Raw genomic sequence first — 20,653 nt, 5'->3', positions numbered from 1 at the left:
CATTCCCCATGCGGGTGGCATGGTCATATGCGATCGGCTGGGCCATCGCGCTCACGCTTCTTGCCGGCTCGGCGGGGAAAGCGATCATCTTCAGCGACAATCAGGATGAACATGCGATCGCCGCCCGGACCGGTCCCCGAGACGCCTTCGACTCCATAGGGCGGATCGAATGCGTCGACCCGGCCCTCCCGGGGATTACGCATATTGCTTCGGCGTGGCTGATCGGAAGCAACCAGACCGCGATCACCGTTGCTCACGCCTTCTTCAAGATGCCGGGACCACCTTTTCGACAGGTGGCAATGCAGTTGCCCATCAAGGAATGCATCTTCGTCCTGTTCAACCGGGATGAAACCGTCCGCGACATCTTCACGATGGACTATGTTCTGTCGCCCTGGGCCGATCCCCGGCACCGGTTCGACAGCAGCTTCGACATTGCCGTGCTCCGCCTCAATCGACCGGCGGAGGGAGCGGTTCTGCCCCAGGTGCGGCTGACGCGGTTCCAGGCGCGCAAAACGGTAAGCTTGCTCGCGTTCCGCGCCGATATACGCGAATCCCAGATCCTCCACGACAGTCATGGTCTCATGGATCGCTTTCCCCGGGCGCAGTTGCGTGTCTCGCTGCTCGATGCGGAAGGGCCCTCGATAAGCGACGACTCGACCTTGTTCGCGACCTCGGCCAATGCCGAGGCGGGATCATCCGGCGGCATGTATTTCGACGAGCGGCTGGGCGCCGCGATAGGGCTCCATCTTGGCTATCTGTGCGATCAGCCCCGACCGATCTCCAGATACCGCCCCGCGGAATGTTTCAACTATGGGCGCTATTTCACGCCCGACGTCATCGCGATGGTCCAGGGCGTGGTCGAGGAACGCCCGGACATCAGCCTGTTGGTGACGCCTCAGCTGCCGCAGCTCCAACAGGGCCGCCATGCCGACGCCGGCCCCGCGCATACAGGCACGGGGCCGATACGGTGAGATCCCCTCTCAGACCGTGAGAATGACCGAACCGGTCGTCGCTCGACCCTCCAGGGCGCGATGCGCTTCGGCGGCTTCGGACAGCGGCAGGCGCAAGCCTATTTCCACGTCGAGCCGGCCGTCCGCGATCATGCCGAACAGCGCCGCAGCCGAAGCTTCGAGCTCGGAACGCTCGACGATATAATCGTACAGACGCGGTCGCACGACGCTGAGCGAGCCGCGCTTCGCCAGTTCGAGCGGGCTGAACGGGGGTACCGGCCCCGACGCATTGCCGAAGCTGACCATCAGGCCGCGGCGTCCGAGCGAGTCGAGCGAGGCTTCCCAGCTGTCGGCGCCGACCCCGTCGAACACGACATCGACTCCCTTACCGTCGGTCGCCGCGCGAACCGCGGCGGCGAGGTCGGCAAAGGGGCAGTGCAGGGCGGTCGAGGCGCCGAGCGCCCCGGCGATCGCCGCCTTTTCCGCCGAGCCGGCATGCGCGATGACGCGAACGCCGATCGCGCTCAGCCACTGGACAAGAAGCCGCCCGACTCCGCCAGCAGCGGCGAGGACGAGCGCGCTCTGGCCTGGCTGAATCCGCGCGCATCCATTGATCAGGATCTCGACCGTGAGCCCCTTGAGCAGCATCGCCGCCGCTTTGTCGTCGGGGATGGAGTCGGGCAGGGCGAGGAGCCGCCCCGCATCGACATCCTGCCAGCTGGCATAGCTGCCCGGCGTGGCGATCGCATAGGCGACCCGATCCCCGGGCCGCCAGCCACTGACGGCATCGCCGACCGCCTCGACCACACCGGACGCTTCCACACCCAGGGGGGCGGGAAGCGGCTGGGGATAGAGCCCCGTGCGGTGATAGGTATCGATGAAGTTGACGCCGATCGCATGATGCCGGACCCGCACCTTGCCGGGCGCGACCGGAGCAGGCTCCAGCGCGACGGCTTCGATGACCTCGGGCCCGCCGAACTGGGGCGCGACGAGTCGGTAATCCTTCACTTGCTCTCCCTTCAGGCGAGATGTTCGGCAAAGAAGGCCTCGGTCCGGCCATCTGCCAGCCGGGCCGCAGCTTCGACGCGCCGTAGCCCCATCGTCGCGGCGAAGCCGTGATCGACGCCTTCATAATCCCACAAAGTGACCTTGGGATGATCGTCGAGCCCGGCATGCATGCGTGCCTGGGCTTCGGGCGGCACGAACCCGTCATTGGCGGCGATATGCTGCGCATGGGGATGGGCGATCGCATGTGCCTCGCCGAGCAGGCCGTCTATCCCGACGCCATAATAGCCGACGCTGGCGTCGATATCGGTCCGCGCAGCGGTCATGAAGGCGAGCCGTCCGCCGAGACAGTAGCCGACCGCGCCGACCTTCTTACCGCCCACCATGCGGCGGGCCTCCCGGATCGTCGCTTCGATGTCCCTGATGCCCGCTTCCTGGTCGAATTTGCCGAACAGGCCGAGGGCTTCCTGCAGTTCGGGTTCGACGTCGGGATCGAGTTCGATGCCCGGGCGGATCCTCCAGAAAAGATCGGGTGCAACGGCGAGATAGCCAAGCTCGGCCCAGGCATCGCATTTGATGCGGATGCCCTCATTGACCCCGAAAATCTCCTGGATCACGATGATCGCACCCTTGGGCTCCGACGTCGGCTGTGACGTATAGGCGAGAAACTCCTCGTCCCCGGTCAGGGTCTTGATCTCGGTATAGCTTTTCACAGCAGTCCTCCTCGTCTCTCATGCTCGAGCAGCCACCTCTTGGTGGCGACTCCATCGCCGGCAGAATAGTGGCCGATCGCACCGCCAGTCCCTAGCACCCGATGGCAGGGAACGACGATTGGAAAAGGGTTGCGGGCACAGGCCTGGCCGACGGCACGAGGGCTCGACGCGGCGAGCCGCGCCACCTCCCCATAGCTTCGGGTTTCGCCGGCCGGGATGCCGACGATCGCGCGACGAAGCGCTTCCCCCCGTACCGTCGCCGCCGGTGCCAGCGGGAGATCGAAGCGATCACGCCTTCCGTCGAAATAGGCCTGAAGCTGCGCCACCGTCTCGGCGGCAAGAGGCGTCCCGGTGCCGGGGTCGGGGATCGCAGCCATACCGGGCGCTGCGATCGAGATGCGATGTATCTGGCGGGCGTCCGACTCGATCAGGATCATCCCGAGCGGAGACGACAGCAGCGTGGAGATCATGGTCATGGACATGGGCCTGCCGAGACTCTAGCCATGGAGGCCGACGTTTCAATGACCCTTGGAGCCGCGCATGAAGATCACCGTCGATGTCGACTGCACGCCCGAGGAAGCGCGTCGCTTCATGGGCCTGCCCGATCTCTCGGTCGTCCACGACGCTTATGTGGATAAGATGAAGACGATGATCGAGGAGGGCATCACCCCCGACGTGCTCGACCAGATGGTGCGAAACTGGATGCCGATGGGCGAGGCCGGGATGAACATGTGGCGCTCCATGTTCGATCAGATCGGTCGTACGGGCAGTGGCGGTAAATAACCCGCTACCGCCTACCCACGCCTCGACCATCTTCGCACTGTCGAGCGGGGCCCCCCCGGCCGGCGTTGCAGTGGTCCGGCTCAGTGGTCCCGGAGCAGGAGTGGCTCTGGACGCGCTCCTCGCCGGTCGCGCCCGACCCGCTCCCAGACGGGCATCGCTCAGACGGCTGATCAACCCGGTCGATGGCAGACCGCTCGATCAGGCGCTGCTGCTGTGGCTGCCCGGTCCCGCCACGGCCACGGGCGAAGACATGGTCGAGCTGCACCTGCATGGGGGCAGGGCGGTTACCCGTGCGGTGCTGGAAGCGCTGGGGGGCTTGCCGGATTTACGCGCTGCCGATGCCGGCGAGTTTACGCGGCGGGCCTTCGCCAATGGCCGGATCGACCTCACCGAAGCGGAAGCCCTTGGCGATCTTCTGAGTGCGGAGACGGAAACCCAGCGTCGCAACGCGCTGGCGCTCGCGGACGGGGCGTTCAGCCGCAAACTACAGACATGGCTGGAGCAGCTCCTTTCGCTGTCTGCCCGAGTGGAGGCGGTGCTCGATTTCGAGGATGAGGATGACGTGCCCGCTCTGGGCATGCGCTTCGCCGAAGACCTCGCCTCCTTGGCGCGGGACGTGGCCCAGTGGGTCGACCGCCCCCCGGTCGAACGTCTGCGCGACGGCGTCCGCGTCGTCCTTGCCGGGCCGCCCAATGCAGGCAAATCGACCCTCCTCAACGCGCTGGCCGGTCGCGAAGCCGCCATCGTGACCCCGCTCGCGGGAACGACGCGCGACCTGGTCGAAGTGCCGGTGTCGATCGGGGGGATCGCGTTTCTGTTGGTCGACACGGCCGGACTGCACGAGCGGCCCGCCGACGCTGTCGAGACAATCGGGATCGATCGGGCTCGACAGGCCATGGCGACCGCCGATATCCTGCTGTGGCTGGGCGCGCCCGACGAAGCACCTGCCGGCGCTGTCCGCATTGCGGCTCGCTGCGACGTGGAAGACGAGTGCGTTCCGAACGGTGTCGATCTGCGGCTCTCTGCCAAGACGGGGGCGGGGATGCCCGAACTGGTTGAACTGCTGCGGCAGCGCGCACATGCACTTCTGCCGCGGGAGGGCGAAGTGGCGCTGTCGATGCGACAGCGCGAGCAGGTCGGTCGGCTGTCCAGCGCCCTGGGCCTCGCTGCAGCCGAGCGGGATCCACTGCTGGTAGCGGAAGCCTTGCGGCTGTGCCGGGTCGCCATAGACATGCTGACAGGCAGGGCCGGTACCGAGGACATGCTCGACGGCCTGTTCGGGCGCTTCTGCATTGGAAAATAGGCTGTTCCACGTGGAACGCTTTTGACTTGGATGCAGCGCTGGGATAGCGCGCGGACATGCAACATAGTGGTGACGGGGATCGGTTCGACGTTATCGTCGTGGGCGGTGGGCATGCCGGTTGCGAAGCGGCAGCCGCTGCAGCGCGGATGGGCGCGTCGGTCGCGTTGGTCAGCATGCGCCGGGACATGATCGGCGCGATGTCGTGCAATCCGGCCATTGGCGGTCTTGGCAAAGGCCATCTCGTTCGCGAGGTTGATGCGTGCGACGGTATCATCGCGCGCGCTGCCGATCGCGCGGCGATCCATTATCGCATGCTCAACAGCAGCAAAGGCTCGGCGGTCCAGGGCCCTCGTGTCCAGGCCGATCGCCAGTTGTTTCGCGCCGCTGTCCACGATCTCCTCGGTGAATTGGACGGTCTGGCCATCGTCGAGGGGTCGGTAGAGCGGCTGCTCCTCGGCGATGTTCCACGTGAAACACGGGGCGTCCGGCTCAAGGATGGACGTGAGCTGCGCGCAAAGGCGGTTGTCCTCGCAACCGGCACCTTTCTCAACGCCAAGCTTCATTTCGGTATGGCGTCATGCACGGGTGGGCGCGTCGGCGAGGCTGCAGCGGTGGGGCTGGCCGACCAGCTCCGCGAGCTTGCCCTGCCTCTTGGCCGCCTGAAGACCGGTACGCCCCCGCGCCTGGACGGCAGGTCTATCGACTGGGCGGGTCTCGACCGCCAGCCATCGGACGAAGCCGATTGGACCTTCTCGCCTCTCCACGGAGCTCGTTTCGTACCGCAGCTCGCCTGCGCCATCACCCGCACCAATGCGCAGACCCATGACGTCATCCGCCGGAGTCTCGACCGCTCACCGCTGTTTTCGGGCGTGATCGAAGGCACCGGTCCACGCTATTGCCCTTCGATCGAAGACAAGGTCCACCGGTTCGGCGACCGTGACGGCCACCAGATCTTCCTCGAGCCAGAAGGGTTGGGGGATCACCTCATCTACCCCAATGGCGTGTCCACATCGCTCCCCGAAGATGTCCAGCTCGACATGCTGAGAACGGTGCCCGGGCTCGAGAAGGTCCAAATCGTCCAGCCGGGCTATGCTGTCGAATATGACTATATCGACCCACGCAGCCTGACAGCGGGTCTTGCGCTGCGCGCTTTGCCGGGCCTCTTCTGTGCCGGGCAGATCAACGGCACCACGGGCTATGAGGAGGCTGCGGCCCAGGGGCTGGTCGCGGGCCTCAATGCAGCCTCTCATGCTGCAGGGGGCGAGCCCGTCCTGTTCGACCGCGCATCCAGCTATATCGGTGTGATGGTCGACGATCTCACATTGCAGGGCGTGTCGGAACCCTATCGCATGCTGACCGCGCGTGCCGAATATCGGCTACGGCTGCGAGCCGACAATGCCTCCACGCGCTTGACCGGTTGGGCGATCGGATTGGGCGCCGTCGGCGCTAAAAGGCGTCGCTGGTTCTCGGCACGGGAAGCCGAGAAGGGCCAGGGGAGGGGGCTACTTGCCCAGACGTTGGCGACCGCCGAACAGATGATCGAGGCCGGAGCAAATGTGACCGCCGACCATAGCCGCCGGTCTGTTGCCGATTGGCTTCGATACCCCGATGTGCGTGACGAGCATATCGCGTCGGTCCTTCCGCTATGGGCGACGATATCGCACCCGGTGCGCGCGGAGCTGATCGAAGACTGCCGGTACGCGCCCTATCTTGCGCGACAGGATGAGGAGATTGCCCGGCTGCGCGCCGACCAGCGCCTCGGGCTATCGGATATCGATGACTATGCCGCGATAGCGGGACTGTCGAACGAGATGATCGAGCGGCTCAATGCGGCCCGTCCCGACGACCTCGCGGCCGCAGGCCGAATCCGGGGGATAACCCCCGCAGCCCTGGCGGCGATCATGGTCCATGCACGAAAGCTCGCGGCATGACCGAGGACGAGGCACGCGAGAAGGTCATCCACGCCGTTCCACGTGAAACAGTCGAGCGACTCGAGCAGCTCATCGCGATGGTCCGGGCGGAGATGGCCCATCAGAACCTGATCGCAGCGTCGACGGCCGAACATATGTGGACCCGTCATATTCTCGATTCGACGCAGCTGCTCGACCTCGCACCAGAGACAGCCACCCGCTGGCTCGATCTGGGCTCGGGCGCCGGTTTTCCCGGCATGGTCGTGGCGATCATGCGCCCCGGATTGTTCGTGACGCTGGTCGAGTCCCGCCGGAAGCGCATCGACTTCCTCCGTTCGATGATCGAGCGTCTCGCACTGCATGACCGGGTGAGCGTAGCGGGCCAGCGCCTCGAGACGCTCGCGCCAAGCCGCTATGATGTCATCAGCGCGCGCGCCTTCGCACCCCTCGACCGACTGCTTCCCCTCGCCAGGCCGTTTGCCGACGAAAAAACGCTCTGGCTTCTGCCCAAAGGACGCAGCGCCGCATCCGAACTGGAAGCCGTCACAGGAACATGGCAGGGTGTGTTCAGCATCGTTCCGAGCATGACCGATACCGAGGCGGCGATCATCGTGGCATCGGCCGTCGCGCCTATGCCCGGCAGGACGATCAAGGCCAAGGCACCGTCAAAGGGACAGCGATGATCCGGATCGCCATAGCGAACCAGAAGGGCGGGGTGGGCAAGACCACGACCGCGATAAACCTCGCCACCGCCCTCGCGGCGACCGGTTGGCGCGTGCTTCTCGTCGACTTCGATCCGCAGGGCAATGCGTCCACCGGGCTCGGCCTGCAGCAGGGTGCACGCGGCCAGAGCAGCTACGAGCTGCTGCGTCGCGACTGCACGCTCGACGAAGCCGTCGTCCCGACGCAGGTTCCCAGGCTCGACATCGTCCCGGCCACGGTCGACCTGAGCGGCGCCGAAATCGAACTGATCGAAGTCGACAAGCGCACGCACCGGCTCCACGACGCGCTCGCCCAGGACGAGAATCGCTGGGATGTCTGCCTGATCGACTGCCCGCCTTCGCTTGGCCTGCTCACGGTCAACGCGCTGGTCGCGGCGAACATGATGCTCGTACCGCTCCAATGCGAGTTCTTCGCCCTGGAGGGCCTCAGCCAGCTCCTGCAGACGATCGAGCGGGTGCGTGCCCGGTTCAATCCGCAGCTGTCCATCCTCGGCGTTGCTTTGACGATGTACGACCGTCGCAACCGCCTGTCCGAGCAGGTCGCCGCCGACGTTCGCAGCGTCCTCGGCGACGTCGTGTTCGAAACGGTGATTCCCCGCAACGTCCGGCTGTCGGAAGCGCCGAGCCACGGCGTGCCGGCGCTCATCTACGACCATCGCTGTCCCGGTTCGGAGGCCTATATCTCGCTCGCCCGTGAATGCATCGCCCGTCTCACCAAGAAGGCGCAGGCCGCATGAGCGCCGACGCGCCACGCAGGGGCCTTGGGCGCGGCCTGTCCGCGCTGCTGGGCGACGTCGCCACGGAGCAACCGCTCGCGCCGGGCGCGCCGCGCCCGGCGGGCATCCAGATGCTCCAGGTCGCGGCGATCGAGCCCAATCCCGATCAGCCGCGCCGGCATTTCGACGAAGAGGCGCTCGCAGACCTCGCCCGATCGCTGGGCGAGCGTGGCCTGCTGCAACCGATCGTCGTGCGGCCGCATCCGCGCCACGGCGGATATCAGATCATCGCCGGCGAACGCCGGTGGCGCGCCGCCCAGCGCGCGCAGATCCATGAAATTCCCGCGATCGTCCGCGAACTGAACGACAGCGAGACGCTCGAGCTTTCGATCGTCGAGAATGTGCAGCGCCAGGATCTCAATGCGATCGAGGAAGCGGAAGCCTATCAAAGGCTTGTGAACGACTTCGGCCATACCCAGGAAGCCCTGGGCAAGCTGGTGGGCAAGTCGCGGAGCCATGTCGCCAACCTGCTGCGTCTGCTCGACCTGCCCCAGAGCGTCCGCTCGCTGCTGGCCGAAGGGCGGCTGAGCATGGGCCATGCCCGCGCGCTGATCACATCGCCCGATGCCGAGACACTCGCCGAGCAGGTCGTCGCGCAGGATCTCTCGGTGCGCGATACCGAAGCACTTACCAAGAAGGCCAAGCCAGCGGGGAAGGGCAGTGGGCCCAGCCGTGCGACACCCGCCGCACCCCCCGTCGCCGATGCCGATATCCAGGCACTCGAACGGCAAATCGGTGACATATTGGGCCTGAAGGTTCAGATCGAACATACGGAAAAAGGCGGGAAAGTTTCGATCAGCTACTCGACTCTCGATCAGCTTGATCTGATCTGTCAGCGGTTGAGCGGAGAACCCATCTGAAGTCGTGGACGCCCGTGGATTCCGGTCTTCACAGATTTTGCGAAGTTGCCAAATTTGCGGCAAAGCTGCGAAACTCAGTTAGAGAAAAGTTGCGAAGTAGTTTTTGCAAAATCTCGGCCTGCGCCTACAAACCACTGAACCACAGCACTTAATTCAGCGACGCACCGCCGCAGCGCGCGCGACCGTCAACAGTTCCTCCGTGACGAGCACCATGCCGGCAGAACCGGATCGCTTATAGGCGCGCTCCAGCGCGGCGAGGCGTTCCGTCGCGGCCGCGATGCGCTCCGGCGACCAGCGCTGCAAAAGCCCCGCCACGATCTTCTGTTCCTTCCAGAAGATCGCCTTGCCGCTGCCAGCCATGACCGCGTCGATCGTCCGCCCCTGCGCCACCTCGGCGCGCAAGGGCGCGATCAGAGCCAGTTTCCTGAGGACCGCACGCACCACTCCGATCGCTTCGGTCGCGCCGATCAGCGACAGCTCGGCCGCCGCCACGTCCGGCCGTCCGCCCATGACCGCATCGACGATCGCCGCCACGTCGCTTTCGTCATTCTCCGCGCCGATCGCTGCCAGCGCTGCAGCATCGAGCTCCTTCGGTGCTTCCGGGCTCGCATCGAGATAGAGCGCGATCTTCTCCACCTCCCGCAAAATCAGGCCGCGATCGGCATTGGTCGCCGCAACCAGCAATTGTGCCGTCCGGGGATCGAGACGAAGACCCAGCTCGCGCGCCATCTCCATGGCCACCTGATCGGCCTGACGGCCTTCGGGAAGATAAGAGGCAAAGGCGAGCGCCGCCGGCGATGCCAGCGCGGTCTTGACCAGCTTGGCGTCCTTGCGCAGGTTTCCCGCGACGACGACGACCGGGTTTCCCGCCGACGGAGCCTCCAGCAGCGCCTCAACCGCATCGATGATCTCGTCACCGGCCGGATCGACCCGGATATGCCGGGCACCGCCAAACAGCGAGATCGACGCGGCTTCGTCGGCGAGCCGCGCCGGATCCTCCTTGATCTGGCTCCCGCTCAGATCGATCCGTTCGGCATCGGCCCCCATCGCCTTGTCCAGCCGGGCGGCGAGAGCGCGTGAGCCCGATTCATCGGGACCGTAGAGAAGGTAGAGCCGGACGGACGCGTCCGGCTTATCGAGGGCGCGCGCGATCTGGCCGGCGTCGGCTTTCACCGGGCCGTGCTGCGACCAGCATAGGTGGCGACGCGCGCCACGATCTGATCGGCGAGCCGCTCGGCCATGCGTTCGAGCGCGGTCTGCTCCGCCGCCAGCGTCGCATAATCGGATTGGGTCACGTCGATACCGGCATCGGCCGCAGCGGTCTGATCGAGGAGGACAGAGCCGGTCGCCGCGTCCACCAGTCGATAGCGCGCCCGCAGGGTCCGCCGCTCGCGGCTGATCGTGTTGTCGAGACGTGTACCGAAACCGGTTATGTCGTCGTCCAGCTCGACTTCGAGCTTGTAGCGCGCTGCGGCCTGGCCCTGCCTGTGCAGGCGGTCGTCGAGCGCGTTCCGCACCAGCCAGCCGCTCTGCCCGCCAATGGCCGACACCTCGACCGAGGACAGGGTTGCAGCGGTAGCGCCCGCACCACCATCGACATAAAGCGGGCGAAGGCTGCACGCCGAAAGACCGGCGATCAGGGCCAGCGGCAGGGCGAGGCGGAGACCCCGGCTCATGCGACGATGTTCACCAGCCGGTCGGGAACGACGATCACCTTCTTGGGCGATGCGCCTTCCAGAAGCTTCACGATCTTCTCCGATCCGAGCGCCAGGCTCTGCAGATCGTCCTTGGGCAAGCCCTTGGGGGCCGTCAGCGTGTCGCGCAGCTTGCCGTTGACTTGGACGGCAATGGTCACCTCGTCATCGACCAGCAGCGCCGGATCATGGTCGGGCCATGCGGCATCGGCAACGAGACCCGGTTCGCCGAGCCGCGCCCAGGCTTCCTCGGCGAGATGCGGCACCATCGGCGCGATCAGGCGGACCAGCGTGCGCGCTGCAGCCGTCCGGCTCGCCGATGGCGGCGCCTTCTCGATCGCATTGGCCAGCTCGTGGACCTTCGCAACCGCCCGGTTGAAGCCAAGCGCCTCGATGTCGGTCGCTATTCCCGCAATCGCGCGGTGCAGCTTGCGATCGAGATCCTTGTCTTCGCCTTCTGCGGGTTCGGCCGCGTCCGTCATCCGCCACAGCCGGTTGACGAAGCGCCAGCAGCCCTCGATGCCGCTCTCGGTCCATTCGAGATCGCGTTCCGGCGGGCTGTCCGACAGCATGAACCAGCGGACGGCGTCCGCGCCATATTGTTCGACAATGGGACCCGGATCGACGACGTTCTTCTTGGACTTCGACATCTTCTCGATGCGGCCCACCGTCGCCGGCTCGCCGGTGGCGATCACGACACCGTTCGAGACTTCCTCAGGGCTCAGCCATTGGCCATCGGGGCCCTTATAGGTCTCATGGGTGACCATGCCCTGGGTGAACAACCCCGTGAAGGGCTCCTTGACCGAAAGCCTGCCGATCCGCTCGAGCGCGCGTGTCCAGAAGCGGGCGTAGAGCAGGTGCAGGATCGCATGCTCGACCCCGCCGATATACTGACCGACCGGCAGCCATTGCTCGGCAACCGAACGATCGAATGGCCGATCGGCCGGCGCGCTGGCGAAGCGGATGAAATACCAGCTGGAATCGACGAAGGTGTCGAGCGTGTCGGTCTCGCGGCGCGCGGGCTTTCCGCAGGACGGGCAGTCGACATGCTTCCAGCTCGGATGGCGGTCGAGCGGATTGCCGGGAATGTCGAAGCTGACATCCTCGGGGAGAACCACGGGCAGCTGCTCGCGCGGGACCGGGACGGGCCCGCAATCCTCGCAATGGATGATCGGGATCGGCGTGCCCCAGTAACGTTGCCGGGACACGCCCCAGTCGCGCAGGCGCCACACTGTGGTGCCCTGACCCCAGCCTTCGCTCTCGCCCCGCGCGATCACGGCAGCCTTGGCCTCTTCCACCGACAGGCCGTCGAGGAAGTCGGAATTGACGATGCGACCGGGGCCCACATAGGCCTCGTTGCCGATCGGCGCATCAGCTTCCTCGGGCGTCGGCGCCACGACGCGCTTGACCGGCAACGCGTATTTGCGGGCGAAGTCGAGGTCGCGCTGGTCGTGCGCCGGACAGGCGTAAATTGCCCCCGTGCCATATTCCATCAGCACGAAATTCGCGACGAACACCGGCAGCTTCCACGTCGGATCGAGCGGATGCGCCACGGTCAGGCCGGTGTCATAGCCCTTCTTCTCGGCAGTCTCGATCTCGGCGGCCGCAGTGCCGGTGCGCTTGCAGTCGGCGATGAACGCCTGCAGCGCCTCGTCGTCGGCAGCCAGCGCCTGGGCGATCGGATGATCGGGCGCCACCGCTGCAAAGCTCGCCCCGAACAGCGTGTCGGGCCGCGTCGTGAAGACGTCGAAGCCATCGATGTCGCCGACGGCACGATCGAGCGTGAAGCGGAAGCGCATGCCCTGCGACTTTCCGATCCAGTTCTCCTGCATCGTCCGGACTTTCTCGGGCCACTGGTCGAGCGTCTTCAGACCGTCGAGCAGCTCGTCGGCGAAGTCGGTGATCTTGAGGAACCACTGGCTCAGCTTGCGCCGCTCGACGAGCGCGCCCGAACGCCACCCACGACCGTCGATGACCTGCTCGTTGGCGAGCACGGTCATGTCGACCGGATCCCAGTTGACCGCCGACTCCTTGCGATAGACGAGGCCTGCTGCGAACAGGTCGAGGAACAGCGCCTGTTCCTGCCCGTAATAATCGGGCTCGCAGGTCGCGAGCTCACGGCTCCAGTCGAGTGCGAAACCGATCCGCTTCAACTGTTCGCGCATCGCCGCGATGTTGGCGCGGGTCCAGTCGCCCGGATGGACCTTCTTCTCCATCGCGGCATTTTCCGCGGGCATGCCGAAGGCGTCCCACCCCATCGGATGAAGCACTTCATAACCCTTCATCCGCCGGAAGCGGGCAAGGACGTCGCCCATCGTATAATTGCGGACATGGCCCATGTGGATGCGCCCCGACGGATAGGGGAACATCTCCAGAACATAGCTCTTCGGCCGCTCGCTGTCGTCGCGGGCCTGAAAGGTCTGCTTGTCTTCCCAGACGCGCTGCCAGTGCGCGTCGGCCTTCAAATGGTTGAAACGCGCGTTCACGTGATAATTCGCTTCTCGTTCAGCCGGCGACGGTCGCGCGGCGCAGGTCCCTGGCCTTGGTCAGGATGATATCCTCGAGCTTCTGTGCGGTCGCCGCCTGGACCGACGTGTCGACCCAATTGCCGTTCGACAGCACCTGGCGTTGCGGCGCGACCCGGACGGCATCGGCGCGAAGATCCGCGTCGAGGATGGTCACGGTGACCTTCATGCGCTCGGCCGGCTGGTTCGGATTCACATACCAGTCGGTGACGATCACGCCGCCGTTGGAATCCGCCTGCAGCAACGGCATGAAGCTGAGCGCCTCGAGCGACGCCTTCCACAAATAGGTGTTGATGCCGATCGTCGTCGTCTTCGCCGCAGCGACATCCGACGCGAGCTGCGCCTTGTTGCGCCCGCCTCCGCAGGCTGCCAGCGAGGCGACGAGGGCAAGGGCGATCGCGGTACGGCAGGGACGACGGATCATGTCAGGCAGGTCCTTGAAGCTCGAAAAAGGCGTTGCGCGCCGTTATAGACGTAAGCCCCACCCGGGCAACATGTCTTTGCCCGCGCGCAGCCGCTCGTTGCTCGCCGTGCACGATCAGATTCATGGATATGAAACACATATCGGCATAGAGGCGTTTGGCGGTTGTGGAGTCTGTGCAACAGGGATGGACTTTCGCCGCAGCCGGCTGGCATCGACGCAGTTCGAGTGCTAACCGGTTGACATAGAAAAAGTCCGAGTTTGGCAGAATGATGGTCAAGGGGGTCAAGACAGCTATGGTCGGAACGGCGCTGCTCGCGTCGCTGGCCCTGTCTGTGCCTGTCGAATCCGCCAAGCCGACCGCAACGCCGAAGGTCAAAGTCGATCGGAAGAAAGCCCGCGGAATCGGGTTCTTCACGCCGGCAGCTTCCGATCCGCGCCAGGCCGCGCTGATCGACCGCGTAGGCGGCAACTTCGCCGAACCCAGCTTCCGCTTCACGCCTTCGGGCGGTAATGGCAAGCGTGCGGTGACGGTCGCCATCCGCGCCCGCTCCAACCGGAACAGCTCGTCGACCAGCACGAGCTTCGCGGGTTCGACGATCACCATTCCGAACACGACCGCGCTCAATATGGGCCTGGCACCGACCGCCTACAGTCTCGGCGCGTCGGTGGGCTGGAAGCACTTCACCCTGTCGGGCGACTTTGCGCGCATCGACGGCGGCACGATCCCCGACAACCGCCAGCTGACGGATATCGGGGTGAGCTATTCGCGCTCCAAATGGAGCACCCGACTGCTGTTCGGCACCGAAAAGGCGACCGGCGCGACCAATCTGGGCGGGCCGGAGGAGGCACTTTCGGTCGATCTCGGTGGCTCCTTCTCGCTCACCAAGAATCTCGAGCTGTCGGGTGGCGTCCGCTACAAGAGCCAGCGCGATCATAGCGATCTGACCAGCGATCAGCGCCGCGACAGCCAGTCGGTCTACGTCGGAACTGCCTTCCGCTTCTGATCCCGAATGCTCCTCCGGGGCTCAGCCCGGAATGCGCCTGACTCCCCCACCGCTCCATGCATCGATCGCGGCCCAGCCATGGGCACCCAGCAGCCTTGCCTGTTTGCCCCGACGCGCCGTCATCCCGCCCAGAGCGATGACCGGAAGACGCGTCGCACGGCAAAGTGCGGCAAAGCGCATCCGTCCAAGCCCCGGGGCACCCGGATGCGAGCGCGTCGGATGAAGCGGAGAGAGCAGGAGCGCCGCAGCCCCGGACCGTTCCGCCGCCCGAATTTCTTTCCGGTCATGCACCGGTGACGTACCGAAGCGTGGCGCATGCGGATTCCGGTGATGCGCGCCGTCCGCGCGCCAGCGACGGGCCATGGTCTCATCCCCTGCGAGCAGGAGGATGAGACCGCGCCGCTTTGCATGACATAGCAGCATGTCGAACAGCCGCCGCCGCTCGCCCACGGGCAGGCTGTAATGGCGGAAGATCACACCCGATCCGCGCGGCAACCGTCGAAGCGCCGCAAACAGGCTAGCCCCGAGGCGTTCATCGGTCATCAACCACAGTTGCGGCAGCACGGGCTGGCGGGGCTTCATCCGCGCTTCTATAGCGAAGTCTATGGCCGATATCGACACCAGCCCCTCCGACGCAAACCAGGCAGCCCAGCGGATCGAAGCGATCCGGGAGAGAATTGCCCATGCAGCGACTCTTGCCGACCGGGATCCCGCAACGATCGAGCTGATCGCGGTCTCCAAGACCAGGCCTGCGCAGGCAATCAGCCCGTTGATCGCCGCCGGGCACAGGTCCTTTGGCGAGAACCGCGTTCAGGAAGCGGCGGACAAATGGCCCGACCTGCGGGGCGCCGATAAACTCAAGCTCCACCTTATCGGCCAGCTCCAGTCCAACAAGGCCGGCCAGGCGGTCGCCCTGTTCGACGCGATCCACTCGGTCGACCGGCCATCGCTGATCGATGCGCTTGCAAGGGCAATGGACGAGCAGGGCCGCCGTCCGGACTGCTTCGTCCAGGTCAATATCGGCGAAGAACCGCAAAAGGGCGGATGCGCCATCGCCGACCTGCCGGCGGTGCTGGATCGGACACGCGATGCCGGCCTGCCGGTCGTCGGGTTGATGGCGGTGCCCCCGCTGGAGGTCGAACCCGCGCCCTATTTCGCCTTGCTGGCGAAGCTGGCAGCGCGCCACGGACTCGCGGGCCTGAGCATGGGCATGTCCTCGGATTTCGAGACCGCTATCCTGCTTGGCGCCACCCATGTGCGCATCGGCACAGCCCTGTTCGGCGAGCGCGCATAGCGGGTTTTTGTCTTTGTCTTCCTGCCATGCAAAAGGCGTGATATCCTAATCTTGCCGCACGACTGGCGACGAGGATGGATCACCATCGGGAAGTGCGGCCTGAGCCTGCCGCTCGCCTGGGCATCATGATCGAAGGAGTGATGCCCCATGACGTCTTTCTCGCGCCCTGGCGATCCCGTCTCGATCCGCGCATGGCGGCGCCTCGACGACCGGATCACGACCTCGGGCCAACCGACCGAAGACCAGCTAGCGCTGCTCGCAGCCATCGGGGTGCAGCATATCGTCAATCTCGCCCTCCACAGCCATGAGGACGCCCTCGAGGACGAGGCCGGAAGCGTGGCGGCCCTCGGCATGCACTATACCCATATCCCGGTCGATTTCTCCGCCCCGACAGAGGCCGATTTCGAGCGTTTCACGGCGCTGCTCGATGCGATCGACGGCAGCACCGTCCATGTCCACTGCATAGTGAACGCCCGGGTTTCGGCCTTCTTCTACAGGAGAGCGCGTCTGAAGGGCCTGAACCTGACAGAAGCAGACGCTTGCCTGGACAGCCTGTGGCGCCCCGGCGGCGTCTGGGCTGTGTTCATCGGCAAGCCCCAGGACGAAGCCCTCCCGCATCGCTTCGCCGGGCAGGATTACAATATTGGGCCTGGCTGACCCGGAGCAGCGAGCGAGGCTATTTGATCGCCTGCGGGTTGACCGGCGAGCCGAAACCACCGGTGACGGGCAGGGGTGGTGCCGATAGCAGGAAGTCATATTGGCCATCTGCAGCACAATCGGCCGCCAGTGCCTCGAGGTTGAAGATCTCGCCCAGCGGCATGCCCATGTCGCGCAGAGCCAGCATATGGACGGGCAGGGGGACATTGTAGCGCGGATCGGGTTCGATCCCCAGCGCCTCTACCGCCATATTGTCGGCCGCGACGGCCGCGACATTATGGTCATGCAGCCATTCGACGACGTCGGCACCCAGACCGGCCTGCGCTCCGTGGAAGGCATGGGCGTCGCCTGCGTCGGTGAACAGCCGGATCATACCCGTGCGGACGAGGATGATGTCGCCCTTTTCAACCGAGACCCCGGCCGCAGCGCAGGCCGCGTTCATGTCATCGGGTGTGATGACATAATTGCGCGGGAGCATGTCCATGCGCTTGAGCCGGGCGATGTCGAGCAGGATGCCACGAGAGCTGATTCCAGGCAGCGCCAGATGCTCGATGCCGCAGCGATGCGCGCCGTGCCGCGCGTCGACATGGCTGCGTGCGTCGAGGCCATTATAGAGCTGCCCGCCATAATGCATATGGGCGAAGGCATCCCATTGGGTCGATGCCTGCAGGCACATATGGATCACATCGTCGCAATATTGGACGTCGCTGCCTTCGGCGATCGGCGTGAAGAGGTCGGTGACATATTTGACGGGGTTCGACCGGAACGTTCCGATCTGCGGGCCATTCGAGTCATAATTCAGACCGAGCGCGAACAATTTGCCCTGTCGGACTGCGCCGGCACCGCGACGAAGCGCTTCCGGGCCGATATAGTTGAGCGTTCCGCGCTCATCCTCTGGGCCCCAGCGCCCCCAGTTGCGCAACCTTTCGGCCAGCCTGTCCCAAGCCTCGGTCGCCACGATCAGCTCTCCTCTCCCGGTCCCGCTCCATCGGAACTTCGACCGCGATCTTCACGCGCAGCCACCTCGGAAGCAAGCGCGATATATCTCCAACGGCCAGGACGGGAGGGCAGGTTATTCCTGCGAAGCGCCTCAGGAGTTCATCGAGTCGAAGAAATCCTCGTTGGTCTTCGAATCCTTCATCTTGTCGAGAAGGAACTCCATCGCATCGATCGTGCCCATCTGCATGAGGATGCGGCGGAGCACCCACATCTTCGACAACTTGCCCTTGTCGACGAGCAGCTCTTCCTTGCGGGTGCCCGACTTGCCGACGTCCATCGCCGGGAAGATGCGCTTGTCGGCGACCTTGCGGTCAAGGACGATTTCCGAGTTGCCGGTGCCCTTGAACTCTTCGAAGATCACCTCGTCCATGCGGCTGCCGGTATCGATCAGCGCCGTGGCGATGATCGAGAGCGAACCGCCTTCCTCGATGTTGCGCGCGGCGCCGAAGAAGCGCTTCGGCCGCTGGAGCGCATTCGCATCGACACCGCCCGTGAGCACCTTACCCGACGAGGGAACGACGGTGTTGTAAGCGCGGCCGAGACGCGTGATCGAGTCCAGCAGGATCACGACGTCCTTCTTGTGCTCGACGAGACGCTTCGCCTTTTCGATCACCATCTCGGCGACCTGGACGTGGCGCTGCGCGGGCTCGTCGAAGGTCGAGGAAATGACCTCGCCCTTCACCGAGCGCTGCATGTCGGTCACTTCCTCGGGGCGCTCGTCGATCAGCAGAACGATCAGGAACACTTCCGGATGGTTGTCGGTGATCGCCTTGGCGATGTTCTGGAGCAACACGGTCTTACCGACCCGCGGCGGCGCCACGATCAGCGCGCGCTGGCCCTTGCCCTGCGGCGCGATGATGTCGATCACCCGCGAGGACTTGTCCTTGACGGTGGGGTCGAGCGTGTCGAGCGTGAGCTTCTGCTCGGGATAGAGCGGCGTCAGATTGTCGAAATTGACGCGGTGACGGACCACATCGGGATCGTCGAAGTTGATCGAGATCAGCCGGGTCAGCGCGAAATAGCGCTCGCCATCCTTCGGCGCGCGAATCTCGCCCTCCACCGTGTCACCGGTGCGCAGACCGAATTTCCGGACCTGGTTCGGCGAGACGTAGATGTCGTCGGGCCCGGCAAGATAATTGGCCTCGGGGCTGCGCAGAAAGCCGAAACCGTCGGGCAGCACCTCGATCGTGCCCTCGCCCATGATCTGCTCGCCATTCTCTGCCTCGACCTTGAGAATGCCGAACATCAGGTCCTGCTTGCGCATCGTCGACGCGCCCTCGACGCCCAGCTCTTCCGCCATGGTGACGAGATCGGCGGGGCTCTTCTTCTTGAGGTCCTTCAGGTGCATCGACGGAAATCCTGGGTCTTTGGGCGTAAGGCGGGAGAATCGGCGGCGGCGATGAAAAGGGCCGCTTCGGCTCTGGACAGGAGAAAGGCTTTCCGCTCGGACGGCGGCGCTGTTCTACCGGCGGAGGTAAGCGCGGCGGCGCGGCAAGTCAAGCGCTCGCGCCGCTCGCTATTTGTCGGGGTCGAAGCGGCCTCAGAAGGGGCGGACGATCACCAGGATCACGATGATCGCGGTCGCGATTCCCGGAATCTCGTTCATGAGGCGCAGCGCCTTGTCGGACGGCGCACGATAGCCGGCCGCCATCTTCTTGCCATAGCCGATCGCCCAGCCATGGAATCCCGACAGCAGGAATACCGTCGCGAACTTCGCGTGAAACCAGGCCGTGCCCCACAGACCCTGGTCGAAGGCGAGCATCAGGCCGAACAGCCAGACGAGGATCATCGCCGGGTTGAGGATGATCGACCGCAGCCGCCGCTCGCGCTCGATCCAGGCGCGATCCTCAGCCGAACCGGGGGCCGCGGCATGGTGATAGATGAAGAAGCGCGGAAGCATGAAGAGTCCCGCCATCCAGAAGATCACAAAGATCAGATGGGCGGATTTGACCCAGAGATAGGCGTTGCCGAGAAAGCCGAGCAGCATGGGCGTGTCCATCATCCTCTGATCCGTGCGAGCAGCCGCTCGACATGCGCGATCGGCGTGTCGAGCTGGATGCCATGGCCAAGATTGAACACATGCGGCCGATCGGGGAAAGATGCCCGAATGGCATCCACTGCCGCATCCTGTGCCTCGCCACCTGCGATGAGCACCAGCGGATCGAGATTGCCCTGAACCGGCAGGCCCTGCGGCAGCACCTGGTTCGCCCAGATGGGGTCGACCGTCTCATCCAGCCCGATCGCGTCGACTCCCGTTTCCCGAGCATAAGCGGGCAGCTTGCCGCCCGCACCCTTCGGAAAGCCGATAATGGGTGTGCCCGGATGCCGTTCGTGAAGCCGGCGGACGATCTCGGCGGTGGGCGCAATCACCCAGCGTTCGAACTCGCGGGGGGCAAGGCTGCCCGACCAGCTGTCGAACAACTGCACGGCATCGACGCCGGCTTCGATCTGGCGCGACAGATAGTCGGTCGTTGCCTCGACGAGCCTCTCTATGATCGCGGCAAAGGCGGACGGATCGCGATAGGCGAAACGCCGTGCCTCGGCCTGCTCCTTGCTGCCCTGGCCCGCCACCATATAGGTCGCGACAGTCCAGGGGCTGCCGGCGAAGCCGAGGAAGGTGGTTTCAGCGGGCAATGCCTTCCGCACGCGCTCGATCGTGCCATAGATCGGCAGCAGACGCTCCGGGGCGGCGGTGAGTCCGTCCAGCGTCGTGTCGAGCAGCGTCGGCGACAGGCGGGGCCCTTCGCCGGCCTCGAAGCGCAGATCCTGTCCCAGCGCGTGGGGAATCACGAGAATGTCGGAGAACAGGATCGCGCCGTCGAACCCGAAGCGACGGATCGGCTGCAGCGTGATCTCGGCGGCTGCGTCGCTGTCATAGGCCATCGCCAGGAAGCCGCCCTTGGTCGCGCGAAGCTCGCGATATTCGGGCAGATAGCGTCCGGCCTGCCGCATCAGCCAGACCGGCGGCGGGTCACGGCGTTCGCCGCGCAATACGGCGAGCAGGGGGCGCGTTTCGGCAGGCGAGGCGGCCATC

General features: G+C 65.2%; 22 protein-coding genes and 1 riboswitch. Of the genes, 10 read left to right on the top strand and 12 right to left on the bottom strand.

The window, feature by feature from the left end:
* The first annotated feature begins 14 nt into the window (after nucleotides 1–14).
* A complete protein-coding gene (locus G6P88_RS12370) occupies nucleotides 15–971 on the top strand; it encodes a hypothetical protein (protein WP_165323436.1) in 957 nt (318 codons plus the stop codon).
* A gap of 9 nt (nucleotides 972–980) precedes the next feature.
* On the opposite strand, the gene G6P88_RS12365 is transcribed toward G6P88_RS12370, so the two are convergent.
* Genes G6P88_RS12365 through G6P88_RS12355 form a run of 3 tightly spaced genes read right to left on the bottom strand, consistent with a single transcriptional unit; the run spans nucleotide 981 to nucleotide 3,144 of the window.
* Nucleotides 981–1,958, bottom strand: coding sequence for a quinone oxidoreductase family protein (locus tag G6P88_RS12365; RefSeq protein ID WP_165323435.1), 978 nt, complete (start codon nucleotides 1,956–1,958; stop codon nucleotides 981–983).
* Nucleotides 1,959–1,969: 11 nt separating this feature from the next.
* Entirely contained in the window at nucleotides 1,970–2,668 is a 699-nt protein-coding gene (locus G6P88_RS12360; RefSeq protein WP_165323434.1) for a dienelactone hydrolase family protein, read from the bottom strand.
* Entirely contained in the window at nucleotides 2,665–3,144 is a 480-nt protein-coding gene (locus G6P88_RS12355) for a methylated-DNA--[protein]-cysteine S-methyltransferase (protein WP_425594451.1), read from the bottom strand. The genes G6P88_RS12360 and G6P88_RS12355 overlap by 4 nt, the downstream gene beginning before the upstream one ends.
* A gap of 64 nt (nucleotides 3,145–3,208) precedes the next feature.
* Between G6P88_RS12355 and G6P88_RS12350 the strand changes: the two genes are divergently transcribed.
* Genes G6P88_RS12350 through G6P88_RS12325 form a run of 6 tightly spaced genes read left to right on the top strand, consistent with a single transcriptional unit; the run spans nucleotide 3,209 to nucleotide 9,022 of the window.
* Nucleotides 3,209–3,451: a DUF6489 family protein gene (locus tag G6P88_RS12350; RefSeq protein ID WP_165323433.1), complete on the top strand. Its 243-nt coding sequence runs from the start codon at nucleotides 3,209–3,211 to the stop codon at nucleotides 3,449–3,451.
* A complete protein-coding gene (mnmE, locus tag G6P88_RS12345) occupies nucleotides 3,438–4,754 on the top strand; it encodes a tRNA uridine-5-carboxymethylaminomethyl(34) synthesis GTPase MnmE (RefSeq protein WP_165323432.1) in 1,317 nt (438 codons plus the stop codon). The genes G6P88_RS12350 and mnmE overlap by 14 nt, the downstream gene beginning before the upstream one ends.
* A gap of 56 nt (nucleotides 4,755–4,810) precedes the next feature.
* Nucleotides 4,811–6,685 carry a tRNA uridine-5-carboxymethylaminomethyl(34) synthesis enzyme MnmG gene (gene mnmG, locus G6P88_RS12340; RefSeq protein ID WP_165323431.1) on the top strand — a complete coding sequence of 625 codons (1,875 nt, stop codon included), beginning with the start codon at nucleotides 4,811–4,813 and terminating at the stop codon, nucleotides 6,683–6,685.
* Nucleotides 6,682–7,347, top strand: coding sequence for a 16S rRNA (guanine(527)-N(7))-methyltransferase RsmG (gene rsmG, locus G6P88_RS12335; protein ID WP_165323430.1), 666 nt, complete (start codon nucleotides 6,682–6,684; stop codon nucleotides 7,345–7,347). The genes mnmG and rsmG overlap by 4 nt, the downstream gene beginning before the upstream one ends.
* Nucleotides 7,344–8,123 carry a ParA family protein gene (locus G6P88_RS12330; RefSeq protein WP_165323429.1) on the top strand — a complete coding sequence of 260 codons (780 nt, stop codon included), beginning with the start codon at nucleotides 7,344–7,346 and terminating at the stop codon, nucleotides 8,121–8,123. The genes rsmG and G6P88_RS12330 overlap by 4 nt, the downstream gene beginning before the upstream one ends.
* Nucleotides 8,120–9,022 carry a ParB/RepB/Spo0J family partition protein gene (locus G6P88_RS12325; RefSeq protein WP_165323428.1) on the top strand — a complete coding sequence of 301 codons (903 nt, stop codon included), beginning with the start codon at nucleotides 8,120–8,122 and terminating at the stop codon, nucleotides 9,020–9,022. Before G6P88_RS12330 ends, G6P88_RS12325 begins: the two co-directional genes overlap by 4 nt.
* 153 nt (nucleotides 9,023–9,175) lie before the next feature.
* On the opposite strand, the gene holA is transcribed toward G6P88_RS12325, so the two are convergent.
* From holA to G6P88_RS12305, 4 genes are read right to left on the bottom strand one after another with little or no spacing between them, the layout of a single operon-like run.
* Nucleotides 9,176–10,195: a DNA polymerase III subunit delta gene (gene holA, locus G6P88_RS12320; protein ID WP_165323427.1), complete on the bottom strand. Its 1,020-nt coding sequence runs from the start codon at nucleotides 10,193–10,195 to the stop codon at nucleotides 9,176–9,178.
* Nucleotides 10,192–10,698: an LPS assembly lipoprotein LptE gene (gene lptE / locus G6P88_RS12315; RefSeq protein ID WP_165323426.1), complete on the bottom strand. Its 507-nt coding sequence runs from the start codon at nucleotides 10,696–10,698 to the stop codon at nucleotides 10,192–10,194. Before lptE ends, holA begins: the two co-directional genes overlap by 4 nt.
* On the bottom strand, nucleotides 10,695–13,202 hold the full coding sequence (gene leuS / locus G6P88_RS12310) for a leucine--tRNA ligase (protein WP_165323425.1): 2,508 nt from the start codon (nucleotides 13,200–13,202) through the stop codon (nucleotides 10,695–10,697). The genes lptE and leuS overlap by 4 nt, the downstream gene beginning before the upstream one ends.
* Nucleotides 13,203–13,221: 19 nt before the next feature.
* On the bottom strand, nucleotides 13,222–13,665 hold the full coding sequence (locus G6P88_RS12305) for a DUF3576 domain-containing protein (protein WP_165323424.1): 444 nt from the start codon (nucleotides 13,663–13,665) through the stop codon (nucleotides 13,222–13,224).
* Between the two features lie 266 nt (nucleotides 13,666–13,931).
* On the opposite strand from G6P88_RS12305, the gene G6P88_RS12300 reads away from it, so the two are divergent.
* Nucleotides 13,932–14,669, top strand: a complete 738-nt coding sequence (locus tag G6P88_RS12300; RefSeq protein WP_226946543.1) for a porin — start codon at nucleotides 13,932–13,934, stop codon at nucleotides 14,667–14,669.
* A gap of 21 nt (nucleotides 14,670–14,690) precedes the next feature.
* Here G6P88_RS12300 and G6P88_RS12295 read toward each other — a convergent pair whose 3' ends face one another.
* Nucleotides 14,691–15,251, bottom strand: coding sequence for a thiamine phosphate synthase (locus G6P88_RS12295; protein ID WP_165323423.1), 561 nt, complete (start codon nucleotides 15,249–15,251; stop codon nucleotides 14,691–14,693).
* A gap of 22 nt (nucleotides 15,252–15,273) precedes the next feature.
* Between G6P88_RS12295 and G6P88_RS12290 the strand changes: the two genes are divergently transcribed.
* Together G6P88_RS12290 and G6P88_RS12285 are read left to right on the top strand one after the other, a co-directional pair.
* On the top strand, nucleotides 15,274–15,963 hold the full coding sequence (locus tag G6P88_RS12290; RefSeq protein ID WP_165323422.1) for a YggS family pyridoxal phosphate-dependent enzyme: 690 nt from the start codon (nucleotides 15,274–15,276) through the stop codon (nucleotides 15,961–15,963).
* Between the two features lie 48 nt (nucleotides 15,964–16,011).
* A riboswitch (ZMP/ZTP riboswitch) is annotated at nucleotides 16,012–16,092 on the top strand.
* Nucleotides 16,093–16,110: 18 nt separating this feature from the next.
* Nucleotides 16,111–16,620, top strand: coding sequence for a protein tyrosine phosphatase family protein (locus tag G6P88_RS12285; protein ID WP_165323421.1), 510 nt, complete (start codon nucleotides 16,111–16,113; stop codon nucleotides 16,618–16,620).
* A 19-nt stretch (nucleotides 16,621–16,639) separates the two neighbouring features.
* Here G6P88_RS12285 and G6P88_RS12280 read toward each other — a convergent pair whose 3' ends face one another.
* From G6P88_RS12280 to hemE, 4 genes are all read right to left on the bottom strand, one after another.
* On the bottom strand, nucleotides 16,640–17,578 hold the full coding sequence (locus G6P88_RS12280; RefSeq protein WP_206335754.1) for a cyclase family protein: 939 nt from the start codon (nucleotides 17,576–17,578) through the stop codon (nucleotides 16,640–16,642).
* Nucleotides 17,579–17,710: 132 nt separating this feature from the next.
* The gene (rho, locus tag G6P88_RS12275; protein ID WP_165323420.1) at nucleotides 17,711–18,967 is read right to left on the bottom strand and encodes a transcription termination factor Rho; all 1,257 of its coding nucleotides are present in this window, start codon (nucleotides 18,965–18,967) and stop codon (nucleotides 17,711–17,713) included.
* A 192-nt stretch (nucleotides 18,968–19,159) separates the two neighbouring features.
* Nucleotides 19,160–19,618: a CopD family protein gene (locus tag G6P88_RS12270; RefSeq protein WP_206335945.1), complete on the bottom strand. Its 459-nt coding sequence runs from the start codon at nucleotides 19,616–19,618 to the stop codon at nucleotides 19,160–19,162.
* Nucleotides 19,618–20,652, bottom strand: a complete 1,035-nt coding sequence (gene hemE / locus G6P88_RS12265) for a uroporphyrinogen decarboxylase (protein WP_165325156.1) — start codon at nucleotides 20,650–20,652, stop codon at nucleotides 19,618–19,620. The genes G6P88_RS12270 and hemE overlap by 1 nt, the downstream gene beginning before the upstream one ends.
* Nucleotide 20,653 lies beyond the last annotated feature (1 nt).

This window comes from Rhizorhabdus phycosphaerae (assembly GCF_011044255.1).
Taxonomy (GTDB): Bacteria; Pseudomonadota; Alphaproteobacteria; order Sphingomonadales; family Sphingomonadaceae; genus Rhizorhabdus; species Rhizorhabdus phycosphaerae.
This window is presented reverse-complemented; position numbering and strand designations above follow the sequence as displayed.